Here is an 11,102-nt window from a genome sequence, read left to right as displayed (position 1 = left end):
GGGCAAGGTCAATAGCCCAGGCCGGCTCTCTTGAGCACCAGGCCATTTTGCCCCATGGCGATCCGGTATTTGTTGATCTGGCCCGCCTGCAGGGTCAGGCGCGTGCTGCGTTGGTCCTCGACACCGGGCGCGCAGCCGGGTACCTGTCCGGGCAGCAGGCGCAGGCGCACATCGACGGGGCCCGGCGGCAGGTTGAACGAGGTCGCCTGTTCCTGGAACAGGCGGCCGGACAGCTGGTCGTTGAGATAGATGCCGATCTCGCAGCTGGTGGCCACCTCCAGGCGTTCCCGGGAAATGATCAGCACGCTGTAGTCCGAATTGCCCTCGGCGCTGGCCGGTGGCACGACGGCCAGTGCGCCCAGCAATCCGACGAGGCCCAATGCTGCCCTGATCATGAAAAATCTCCTGCTTGCCAAAATCGTCAAAGGCGCAGCTTGGCCGAGCCGCGCGCGGATTTCCAGCCCGGCCGTTTTTCTCGGAACTTGACCTTGCCCCGATGGCAAGGCTGAGACTGGGCAAAACCCACAAGGAGGCAACCTCGATGCAAGTGTTCAATGTGCAAGGCATGACCTGTGGCCATTGCGTGAAGGGCGTGACCCGAGCGGTGCAGGAGCAGGATGCGGCGGCGCGGGTGGAAGTGGACCTGGCGGCGCGGCAGGTGCGGGTGGAGAGCGCCCTGGCGGCGGATCAGATCCTGGCGGCGATTCGTGAAGAGGGGTATCAGGCCGAGGTGGCCTGAACGGCTGCATCACCCAGATAAGGCAACCTCTGTAGGAGATCATCCAGCCCTTCGGGCTACGCTGTCGTGCAGGGAGCTGTCTCCCTGTGGGAGCTGGAGTCCTGTTCCTTGCCTTTTCCTACAGGACACGCAGGATCTATTATTACAAAGGTTTTCAACGCCGGGCGATCCAGTGCAGGTAGACTAGCGAACTTGCTTAGCCTGCTATGGATTCTCCATGAACCTGCGAACCTTGCTGATTCTCGGCGCCCTCAGTGCGTTCGGGCCTCTGGCGATCGACTTCTATCTGCCGGCCTTCCCGGCCATGGCGCATGCCTTCGGTACCGACGAAAAGCATGTGCAGGCCACCCTGGCCGCCTACTTCCTCGGCTTGTCCCTGGGCCAGCTCGCCTACGGGCCGGTGGCCGACCGTTTCGGCCGGCGCCTGCCGCTGCTGTTCGGGGTTGGCCTGTTCACCGTGGCGTCGCTGGCCTGCGCCTATGCGCCCAATCTCGACAGCCTGATCCTGGCGCGCTTTGTCCAGGCCCTGGGCGGTTGCGCCGGGATGGTGCTGTCGCGGGCGATCGTCAGCGACAAGTGCGACGCGGTGGCCTCGGCCAAGGTGTTCTCGCAATTGATGCTGGTGATGGGCCTGGCGCCGATCCTCGCGCCGATGCTCGGTGGCGTGCTGGTCAACGTGGCCGGCTGGCAGTCGATCTTCCTCGCCCTGGGGTTGTTCAGCGCGGCGTGCCTGCTGGCGGTCGGCCTGGGCCTGCCGGAAAGCCTGCCGGCCCATATACCGCGCCAGCCGCTGTCGGGCGCGCTGCGCCAGTACCTGAGCCTGCTCGGCGACCGGGTATTCGTCGGCCATGCACTGACCGGTGGCATCGCCATCGCCGGAATGTTCGCCTACATCGCCGGTTCGCCGTTCGTGTTCATCAAGCTGTACGGTGTGCCGCCCGAGCACTACGGCTGGCTGTTCGGCACCAACGCCGCCGGCTTCATCCTGATGGCCCAGGTCAACGCGCGGCTGCTGGCCAAGCGCGGCCCGGCGTTCCTGCTGGCACGGGCGGTGTGGTTGTACCTGGCGGCGGCGTTGGTGTTGCTGGTGGTCGCGGCGTTGCGTCCGGCACAGTTGTGGCCATTGCTGGTGCCGTTGTTCGTGTGCATCGCCAGCCTCGGCTGCATCATCCCCAACGCCTCGGCCTGCGCCATGAGCGGGCAAGGTACGCGGGCGGGCAGTGCCTCGGCCTTGATGGGCTGCCTGCAGTTCAGCGTCGCCGCGGGCGCGGCGGCGCTGGTCGGGGTGCTGCATGACGGCAGCGCGGTGCCCATGGCGCTGGTGATCAGCCTGTGCGGCGCGCTGGTGGTCAGTGTCGCAATGCTGACCCGGCGCCTGCAGGCCAGCCGGCCTGTGTGAGCGGGTGGGGCGCGTTGAGGCGCGCCTCCAGCAGGGCGACGAACGACCGTGCCTCGGCCTCGCTACGGAAACTCACCACATGCTGGTCGAGCTGGACCTGCCAGGGGCAGGCGGGATTCCGGTTCGACGCACTGACGACAATCTTCATCGCGATCCACCTCCAGTGAGCGGGAGCGGATCTAGTGTAGCGCTGCCCCCGCCCCGTGCCATGACCAGGGTCAGTACCCAGACTGACGGTCATGACGGTCTGAAGTAGGGAGACCTTCTGTTTTGCAAGGCGGAAATATTCCCCTTCACTGTCGGACATATCGAGCCCCCTGATAGCAGCTGTCAGCTTCGTTCCCGCTACAGCCACGGTAGTACGGGGGATGAGCAGGATCAGCCGTCTATCGCTCTGACAGACGCATCTTTCAGAACGTTTTTTGGGAGGCGAATGCCGACCCGCTTGGGCCATGCCTCCCTCACGGCGAGTGCCTTCCAGCGGCTTATACTGCCTCCGGCGACCAGCGCGGGGTGAGCGTTTCCCGGGGCTGGCGCCTACCATCCGGCACACGAACCATCCCGCGCTTGCCCACACCGGAGGCAGGGCATCTGCGGCGTTCGCCAGCAGGCGGGATTCATCAGGGAGCTTCAGGTTCATGAACGCAGTCCGCAGCATCAGTCAGGTCGCCAACCTGATGGCCGATCCCAAGCGCAGCGCCATGTTGTGGGCGTTGATCGATGGCACCCCGCGTGCGGCGGACGAGCTTGCCGTGCTCACCGGCTTGAGCACCTCGTCGGCTTGCGCGCACCTGTCGCTGTTGTCCAGTGCCGGGCTGCTCAGGCATGAGGCGCGTGGCCGCAAGCGCTTCTTCCGCCTGGCCACGCCGGAGGTCGGCACCGCGGTGGAGGCGCTGGCCAGCGTTCAACTGGCGAGCCGCTCACCGGCAGAGCAGGGCACGACGCTGCAGATTCCCCTGTCGATGCGCAAGGCGCGCCTGTGTGGCGACCACCTGGGCGGCGAAGTGGCCGCTGCGCTGCTCCATCGCCTGCATGTGGCCGGTTGGTTGGAGGGGAGCGAGCAGTACCTGTCAGTGAGTCAGGAGGGCAAGGAGCATCTGGAGGCGCTGGGGGTGTTCATCGATGCGCTGGCCGCTGGTGACCGGCGCGGCTGCGTGATCTGCCACTGCAGCAAATGGAACGACCAGGGCCCGCACCTGGGCGGCTGCCTGGGCAAGGCCCTGCTTCGGCTGTTCACCCAGTCGGGTTGGGTGCGTGAGCAGGAGGGTAGCCGGGCGGTGCAGCTCACACCGCTCGGCCAGCAGCAGATCAACGCGATCGCCTGCCTCCCGGCCCGACAGGCCGGCTAGCGGACCAGGCGCGCGTCCAGGCTGTTCTGCGCCAGGCGGCGTGCCTGGTCCTGGGTCATGCCCAGGTGCTGGTGCAGGGCGTGGAAGTTCTCGGTGACATAACCACCGAAGTAGGCCGGATCATCGGAGTTGACCGTGACCTTCACGCCACGCTCGAGCATGTCGAGGATGTTGTGCTGGCCCATGTGTTCGAACACGCACAGCTTGGTGTTGGACAGGGGGCAGACGGTCAGCGGGATCTGCTCGTCGATGATGCGCTGCATCAGGCGCTCGTCCTCGATGGCGCGCACGCCGTGGTCGATCCGCTGGATCTTCAGCAGGTCGAGGGCTTCCCAGATGTACTCGGGCGGGCCTTCCTCGCCGGCATGGGCCACGGTCAGGAAGCCTTCGCTGCGGGCGCGGTCGAAGACGCGCTGGAACTTACTCGGCGGATGGCCTTTTTCCGAGCTGTCCAGGCCCACGGCGACGAACGCGTCGCGGAACGGCAGGGCCTGGTCCAGGGTCTTGTGCGCTTCGTCTTCGCTCAGGTGGCGCAGGAAGCTGAGGATCAGGCCGCTGCTGATGCCCAGCTGCTCGCGACCATCCTTCAAGGCCCGGTTGATGCCATCGAGCACCACCTCGAACGGGATGCCCCGGTCGGTGTGGGTCTGCGGGTCGAAGAACGGCTCGGTGTGGATGACGTTCTGCGCCTTGCAGCGCTGCAGGTAAGCCCAGGTCAGGTCGTAGAAGTCCTGCTCGGTGCGCAGGACATCGGCGCCCTGGTAGTAGAGGTCGAGGAATTCCTGCAGGTTGTTGAAGGCATAGGCGCTGCGCAGGGTCTCGACGTCCGCCCAGGGCAGGGCGATCTTGTTGCGTTCGGCCAGGGCGAACAGCAGTTCGGGCTCCAGCGAACCCTCCAGGTGCATGTGCAGTTCCGCCTTGGGCAAGGCGTTCAGCCATTCATACATGTGTGCAATCTCGATCAGGTACGGTTGGCCGCCATTCTACAGGGCCTGGCCGGGCAATGCGCCCACCCAGGCCGGTATCGCCCGGGTTTACCAGATGAGCGCCTCGCCCTTGTAGTTGATGAAGCGCAGGCCGCCGTTGCCGCTCTGGGCCTTGATCTGCTCGAGCATGCCACGGGTGCTGGTGAGCACGTCGATCTCGGCATTCTCGCCGCCCATGTCGGTCTTCACCCAGCCCGGGTGCATGGCCAGCACGGCCAGGTCGGGACGCTGCAGGTCGACCACGAAGCTGTTGATCATCGAGTTGAGCGCGGCCTTGCTGGCCTTGTACAGGCAGACTTCGCCACCGTCGGGGATGGTCACGCTGCCCAGGATCGAACTCATGAACGCCAGCACGCCGCTGCCTTCGCGCACCTGGCCGGCCAGGCGGCGGGCCACACGGATCGGCGCCACGGCGTTGGTCATGAACAGCTCGCCGATCTGCTGTACCTGCACGCTCTCCAGGTCTTGCGGCAGCGGGCCCATCACCCCGGCGTTGACGAACACCAGGTCGAACACTTCGCCTTGCAGGCGCTGCTTGAGCCCGTCGAGCTGGGCGGTGTCGTTCATCTCCAGGCGCTCGATGCGCACCCCGGAGACTTCGCTCAGCGCACCTGGCTGTTGCGGATCGCGCACGGTGGCGACGACGTTCCAGCCATCTTCGCGCAGGCGTTGCACCAGGCCCAGGCCGAGGCCTCGGGAGGCGCCGATGATCAGGGCGGTCTTGTTGGCGGTCATAGCGATACTCCATATCAAGGGCGCGGCGAGCGCTGCTGTGCACAGGTTCGCTCGTCGCGCGACAACGTGGTGGTTGCCCTCCACAGGGGAAGGACTGGGTGACGAGCATAAACCAGGTGGGGGCCGGCTGCCCTGTCGCGACTGGTTAAAAAATGATCGATGGCCTGAAAGGCCGGTGGGGCTGGGGCCTGGCGGGGTGGTTCACGGGTTATCCACAGGCTGCTCCACAGTAATTGTGTGCAAGCGCGGCGGCCTGACAATGCCCGTTTCAGGGAGCGCAGGCGCTGATGATTGGGGATAACTCACGGGCTTTCAGTGACTTGGATCTGTGTCACACAAATGTGATCAAAATATGCTCAATCCGCTACAAGCCTTGACGAGCAAGGCTTGCAGCGGAATGCCCCAAGCTTATCCACAGGCAGGCCCACAGCAGTTGTGGGCAACGTTCAAGCCCGTTCCAACAGGATGCGCCCGCGGCTGAGGTCGGCCAGCTGCTGCTGCAGCACCTCGAGCTGGCTGTCACCCAGGGCGATGCGCAGGTCGACGCCGTTGGCGGTGAACTGCTCGTCCAGCACCAGGCCGTCGACTTCGCCCAGGCGCAGCTTGACCAGCGCCAGTTCGCTGAAGGTGCAACTGCAGATGAACTCGCTGCGCTGTACCAGCAAACGCTTGGGCGCCTGCTGCAGGCACTTGTTGGCGCCGCCGCCATAGGCCCGGGCCAGGCCACCGGTGCCCAGCTGGATGCCGCCGTACCAGCGGATCACCAGCACCACCACCTGGTCGCAGTCCTGAGCCTCGATGGCGGCAAGGATTGGGCGCCCGGCCGTGCCGCCGGGCTCACCGTCGTCGCTGCTGCGGTATTGGCCGCCGAGCTTCCAGGCCCAGCAGTTGTGGGTGGCCGCCAGGTCGCTGTGGCGTTCGATGAAGGCCATGGCCTCGGCCGGGCTGCTGATCGGGCCGGCGAGGGTGATGAAGCGGCTCTTGCGGATGTCCTCGCGGAACTCGCAGAGCTCGAGCAGGGTAGAAGGCATAAGTCCGGGTCAGGCGGGCGTGCTGATGCCGCAGCCTTTGAGAATGATGTGGATAAGGTTGTTGCTGGCGTCTTCCATGTCCTGCTTGGTCAGCCGGCTGCGGCCGGTCACCTGGCAGATCTGGGTGGCGAAGTCGGCGTAGTGCTGGGTGCTGCCCCAGAGCAGGAAGATCAGGTGCACTGGGTCCACCCGGTCCATCTTGCCGGCGTCCATCCAGGCCTGGAACACCGCGGCACGGCCGCGGAACCACTCGCGGTAGTCGGCGCTGAAGTACTCGCTCAGGCATTCGCCGCCGCTGATCACTTCCATGGCGAAGATTCGCGAGGCCTGCGGGTTGCGCCGGGAGAACTCCATCTTGGTGCGGATGTACTGGCTGAGCGCCTCGGCCGGGTCGTCCTCCACGCTCAGGGCGTTGAAGGTGCTGTCCCACAGCTCGATGATGTTGCTCAGCACCGCGATGTACAGGCCCAGCTTGTTGGTGAAGTAGTAGTGCAGGTTGGCCTTGGGCAGCCCGGCCTTGAGCGCGATGGTGTTCATGCTCGTGCCCTTGTAGCCGTGCCGGGCGAACTCGTCTTCGGCGGCCTGGATGATGGCCTGCTCGTTCTTCTGGCGAATGCGGCCGGCGGGCTTGCCCGAGGCGGGGGAGCGATGCGCAGGGACTTCTAGGGTCATGGACGATTCCGGGCGGGTCGTTACGGATGTCCGACAGATTACCTGCCTGTGCCGAAGTGACAAGCATTAGCGGTAGAGATGCGTATCAACGTGTCGCAGCCAGACTCTCGAGGAAGCTTTCCAGCACCAGGTTCGGCCGGCGGCCCTTGCGCGTCACCCAGCTCAGGCTCAGGTCATAGAAGCGCTGGGCGGGTTTGAGCGCACGCAGGCGCCCCTGCTGCACCCAGAACATCGCGTAATGGTCGGGCAGGTAGCCGATGTAGCGCCCGGTGAGGATGAGAAAGGCCATGCCTTCGCGGTCCGAGGCGCTGGCGGTGCAGCGCAGGGCCTGGTAATGGGCCTGGATGTCGGCCGGCAGGCGGAAGGTCGGGGCGATCGCATCCTGGCTATTGAGACGATCGTCGTCGATCTGCTGGTCATCGGCATAGAACAGCGGATGGCCGACCGCGCAGTAGAGCAGCGAGCGCTCGCTGTACAGCGGCTGGTACTCGAGCCCCGAGAGCGGGCTGGTCTGTGGCACCACGCCGACGTGCAGGCTGCCGTCGAGCACGCCCTGTTCGACCTGGCTCGGTGCGATCATGCGGATCTGGATGTGCACGTCCGGGCCGCGGTCCTTCAGTTCGGCCAGGGCGTGGGTGATGCGCATGTGCGGCAGGGTCACCAGGTTGTCGGTGAGGCCGATGTTCAGTTCGCCGCGCAAGTGCTGGTGCAGGCCGTTCACTTCGGTGCGAAAGGTCTCCAGGGCGCTGAGCAACTGCAGCGCCGAGTGGTAGACCTCGCGGCCTTCCTCGGTCAGCGAAAAACCGGCGCGGCCTCGTTGGCACAGACGCAGACCCAGGCGTTGCTCGAGGTCGTTCATCTGCTGGCTGATCGCCGAGCGGCCGATCCCCAGGACGTTCTCCGCCGCCGAGAAACCGCCGCATTCGACGACGCTGCGGTAGATTTTCAGCAGGCGGATGTCGAAATCGCTGACCTGGGCGAGGGGATCGGGGCGTCGGCTCATTAGTTTAGTTATCCGCTGACTGAAGGTTAGAAATGCTGGGTTTTTCGAACTTTATCGCCGTGACAATTTAGCTGCAACAACACCCATCGTTGCCTAATCGTCTTCCGAGGAATCGCCCGATGAACATGCCCGAAACCGCCCAGGCCGGCCTGGCCAGCCAGCTCAAGCTGGACGCCCACTGGATGCCGTACACCGCCAACCGCAACTTCCAGCGCGATCCGCGGCTGATCGTGGCGGCCGAAGGCAACTACCTGGTCGACGACAAGGGCCGCAAGGTGTTCGACGCGCTCTCGGGCCTTTGGACCTGCGGTGCCGGGCATACCCGCAAGGAGATCAGCGAGGCGGTGGCCCGCCAGGTCGCCACCCTCGATTATTCGCCGGCCTTCCAGTTCGGCCACCCGCTGTCGTTCCAGCTGGCCGAGAAGATCGTCGACCTGGTGCCGGGCGACCTGAACCACGTGTTCTTCACCAACTCCGGTTCCGAGTGCGCCGACACCGCGCTGAAGATGGTTCGTGCCTACTGGCGCCTGAAGGGCCAGGCCACCAAGACCAAGATCATCGGCCGTGCCCGCGGCTACCACGGCGTGAACATCGCCGGCACCAGCCTGGGCGGCGTCAACGGCAACCGCAAGCTGTTCGGGCAATTGCTGGATGTCGACCACCTGCCGCACACCGTGCTGCCGGCCAACGTTTTCAGCAAGGGCATGCCGGAAGAGGGCGGCATCGCCCTGGCCGACGAGATGCTCAAGCTGATCGAGCTGCATGACGCCTCGAACATCGCCGCAGTGATCGTCGAACCGCTGGCCGGTTCCGCCGGTGTGCTGCCGCCACCGAAGGGCTACCTCAAGCGCCTGCGCGAGATCTGCAGCCAGCACAACATCCTGCTGATCTTCGACGAAGTGATCACCGGCTTCGGCCGCATGGGCGCGATGACCGGCGCCGAAGCCTTCGGTGTCACCCCGGACCTGATGTGCATCGCCAAGCAGGTCACCAACGGCGCCATCCCGATGGGCGCGGTGATCGCCACCAGCGAGATCTACCAGACCTTCATGAACCAGCCGACCCCCGAGTACGCGGTGGAGTTCCCCCACGGCTACACCTACTCGGCGCACCCGGTCGCCTGCGCTGCCGGTATCGCCGCGCTGGACCTGCTGCAGAAGGAAAACCTGGTGCAGTCCGCCGCCGAGCTGGCGCCGCACTTCGAGAAGCTGCTGCACGGCATCAAGGGGACGAAGAACGTCGTCGACATTCGCAACTACGGCCTGGCCGGCGCCATCCAGATCGCCGCGCGCGACGGTGACGCCATCGTCCGTCCGTACGAGGCGGCCATGAAGCTGTGGCAAGCCGGCTTCTATGTGCGCTTCGGTGGCGACACCCTGCAGTTCGGGCCGACCTTCAACACCCAGCCGCAAGAGCTGGATCGCCTGTTCGACGCGGTGGGCGAAGCCCTGAACAAGGTCGACTGATTTTTCCGATTTTGACGTCGGGCGCGTGAGTACCACGCGCCTGTCTCTACCTTCTTTATCTGGAGTTCTGCATGAGCATTGTTCAGCACCTGATCCACGGCGAGCTGGTCACCAAGGGCGAACGCACCGCCGATGTCTTCAACCCGTCCACCGGCCAGGCCGTGCGCAAGGTCGAACTGGCCAGCCGCGCCACCATCCAGCAGGCCATCGATTCGGCCAAGGCCGCCTTCCCGGCCTGGCGCAACACCCCGCCGGCCAAGCGTGCCCAGGTGATGTTCCGCTTCAAGCAGTTGCTTGAGCAGAACGAGGCGAAGATCTCGCAGATGATCAGCGAGGAGCACGGCAAGACCCTGGAAGATGCCGCGGGTGAGCTCAAGCGCGGCATCGAGAACGTCGAGTTCGCCTGCGCCGCCCCTGAGCTGCTCAAGGGCGAGTACAGCCGTAACGTCGGCCCGAACATCGACGCCTGGTCCGACTTCCAGCCGCTGGGCATCGTCGCCGGCATCACCCCGTTCAACTTCCCGGCCATGGTGCCGCTGTGGATGTACCCGCTGGCCATCGCCTGCGGCAACGCCTTCATCCTCAAGCCGTCCGAGCGCGATCCGAGCTCGACCCTGTACATCGCCCAATTGCTGCTGGAAGCCGGCCTGCCGAAGGGCATCCTCAACGTCGTGCATGGCGACAAGGAAGCGGTCGATGCGCTGATCGAGGCGCCGGAGGTCAAGGCCCTGAGCTTCGTCGGTTCGACCCCGATCGCCGAATACATCTATGCCGAGGGCACCAAGCGCGGCAAGCGCGTCCAGGCCCTGGGTGGCGCGAAGAACCATGCGGTGCTGATGCCTGATGCCGACCTGGACAACGCCGTCAGCGCGCTGATGGGCGCGGCCTACGGTTCCTGCGGCGAACGCTGCATGGCCATTTCGGTGGCGGTGTGTGTCGGCGACCAGGTGGCCGATGCGCTGATCGCCAAGCTGGAGCCGCAGATCAAGGCGCTGAAGATTGGTGCCGGCACTGCCTGTGGCCTGGACATGGGCCCGCTGGTGACCGCCGCCGCGCGTGACAAGGTGGTGGGCTACATCGATGACGGCGTTGCCGCTGGCGCCAAGCTGGTGGTCGATGGCCGTGGCTACCGTGTGGCCGGTAACGAGGATGGTTATTTTGTCGGTGGCACCCTGTTCGACAAGGTCACCCCCGAGATGCGCATCTATAAGGAAGAGATCTTCGGCCCGGTGCTGTGCGTGGTGCGGGTGAACAGCCTGGAACAGGCCATGCAGCTGATCAACGAGCACGAGTACGGCAACGGTACCTGCATCTTCACCCGTGACGGTGAGGCGGCGCGGCTGTTCTGCGACGAGATCGAAGTGGGCATGGTCGGTGTCAACGTACCGCTGCCGGTGCCAGTGGCGTACCACAGCTTCGGTGGCTGGAAGCGTTCGCTGTTCGGCGACCTGCATGCCTATGGCCCGGACGGTGTGCGCTTCTATACCCGTCGCAAGGCGATCACTCAGCGTTGGCCGCAGCGGGCCAGCCATGAGGCCTCGCAGTTTGCGTTCCCGAGCTTGTAAGGCGCGGGGATGAAAGCGGGGCGGCCGACAGGCCGCCCCGCTTTGTTTCTTGGCTGCATATATAGGTGCTAGGGCTGTGGCGAAAACCTGGCAGTCCCGACGCGGTCTTTTCCCCCGATATTTCACTTTAATGAAATTAACGGTTGACGCCCTCTCG

The 11,102-nt window shown here is 65.1% G+C and carries 12 protein-coding genes; 5 read left to right on the top strand and 7 right to left on the bottom strand.

From position 1 onward, the window contains the following. Positions 1–8: 8 nt before the first annotated feature. Positions 9–395: a hypothetical protein gene (locus tag V0R62_RS21690; RefSeq protein ID WP_186714953.1), complete on the bottom strand. Its 387-nt coding sequence runs from the start codon at positions 393–395 to the stop codon at positions 9–11. 146 nt (positions 396–541) lie between these two features. Here V0R62_RS21690 and V0R62_RS21685 point away from each other — a divergent pair, with 146 nt between their 5' ends. Both V0R62_RS21685 and V0R62_RS21680 read left to right on the top strand, forming a co-directional pair. Continuing rightward, positions 542–739, top strand: a complete 198-nt coding sequence (locus tag V0R62_RS21685; protein WP_028691383.1) for a heavy-metal-associated domain-containing protein — start codon at positions 542–544, stop codon at positions 737–739. Between the two features lie 217 nt (positions 740–956). Further along, on the top strand, positions 957–2,138 hold the full coding sequence (locus tag V0R62_RS21680; RefSeq protein ID WP_330105175.1) for a multidrug effflux MFS transporter: 1,182 nt from the start codon (positions 957–959) through the stop codon (positions 2,136–2,138). Here the strand turns inward: V0R62_RS21680 and V0R62_RS21675 are convergent. Continuing rightward, positions 2,089–2,286: a hypothetical protein gene (locus V0R62_RS21675; protein ID WP_082337625.1), complete on the bottom strand. Its 198-nt coding sequence runs from the start codon at positions 2,284–2,286 to the stop codon at positions 2,089–2,091. The genes V0R62_RS21680 and V0R62_RS21675 overlap by 50 nt on opposite strands. 490 nt (positions 2,287–2,776) lie before the next feature. Between V0R62_RS21675 and V0R62_RS21670 the strand changes: the two genes are divergently transcribed. Beyond that, positions 2,777–3,487 carry an ArsR/SmtB family transcription factor gene (locus tag V0R62_RS21670; protein WP_186714950.1) on the top strand — a complete coding sequence of 237 codons (711 nt, stop codon included), beginning with the start codon at positions 2,777–2,779 and terminating at the stop codon, positions 3,485–3,487. Here the strand turns inward: V0R62_RS21670 and V0R62_RS21665 are convergent. From V0R62_RS21665 to V0R62_RS21645, 5 genes are all read right to left on the bottom strand, one after another. Continuing rightward, on the bottom strand, positions 3,484–4,434 hold the full coding sequence (locus tag V0R62_RS21665) for an adenosine deaminase (protein WP_198744450.1): 951 nt from the start codon (positions 4,432–4,434) through the stop codon (positions 3,484–3,486). The two genes, V0R62_RS21670 and V0R62_RS21665, sit on opposite strands and share 4 nt — an antisense overlap. Before the next feature lie 87 nt (positions 4,435–4,521). Then, the gene (locus tag V0R62_RS21660) at positions 4,522–5,208 is read right to left on the bottom strand and encodes an SDR family oxidoreductase (RefSeq protein ID WP_330105174.1); all 687 of its coding nucleotides are present in this window, start codon (positions 5,206–5,208) and stop codon (positions 4,522–4,524) included. Between the two features lie 446 nt (positions 5,209–5,654). Further along, positions 5,655–6,239 carry an IMPACT family protein gene (locus V0R62_RS21655; RefSeq protein WP_330105173.1) on the bottom strand — a complete coding sequence of 195 codons (585 nt, stop codon included), beginning with the start codon at positions 6,237–6,239 and terminating at the stop codon, positions 5,655–5,657. Positions 6,240–6,248: 9 nt separating this feature from the next. Next, complete coding sequence (locus V0R62_RS21650) at positions 6,249–6,911, bottom strand: TetR/AcrR family transcriptional regulator (protein WP_023629633.1); 663 nt, start codon at positions 6,909–6,911, stop codon at positions 6,249–6,251. 85 nt (positions 6,912–6,996) lie between these two features. Further along, positions 6,997–7,914: a LysR family transcriptional regulator gene (locus tag V0R62_RS21645; RefSeq protein ID WP_330105172.1), complete on the bottom strand. Its 918-nt coding sequence runs from the start codon at positions 7,912–7,914 to the stop codon at positions 6,997–6,999. Positions 7,915–8,033: 119 nt separating this feature from the next. On the opposite strand from V0R62_RS21645, the gene V0R62_RS21640 reads away from it, so the two are divergent. Next, positions 8,034–9,380, top strand: coding sequence for an aspartate aminotransferase family protein (locus V0R62_RS21640; protein ID WP_262974480.1), 1,347 nt, complete (start codon positions 8,034–8,036; stop codon positions 9,378–9,380). 71 nt (positions 9,381–9,451) lie between these two features. Beyond that, a complete protein-coding gene (locus V0R62_RS21635) occupies positions 9,452–10,945 on the top strand; it encodes a CoA-acylating methylmalonate-semialdehyde dehydrogenase (RefSeq protein WP_028691392.1) in 1,494 nt (497 codons plus the stop codon). Positions 10,946–11,102: the final 157 nt, after the last annotated feature.

The organism is Pseudomonas carassii (genome assembly GCF_036324045.1).
In the GTDB taxonomy this organism is placed as follows: Bacteria; Pseudomonadota; Gammaproteobacteria; order Pseudomonadales; family Pseudomonadaceae; genus Aquipseudomonas; species Aquipseudomonas peradeniyensis.
Note: the sequence above shows the minus strand (reverse complement) of the source record. Positions and strands in the feature narration are given on the sequence as shown.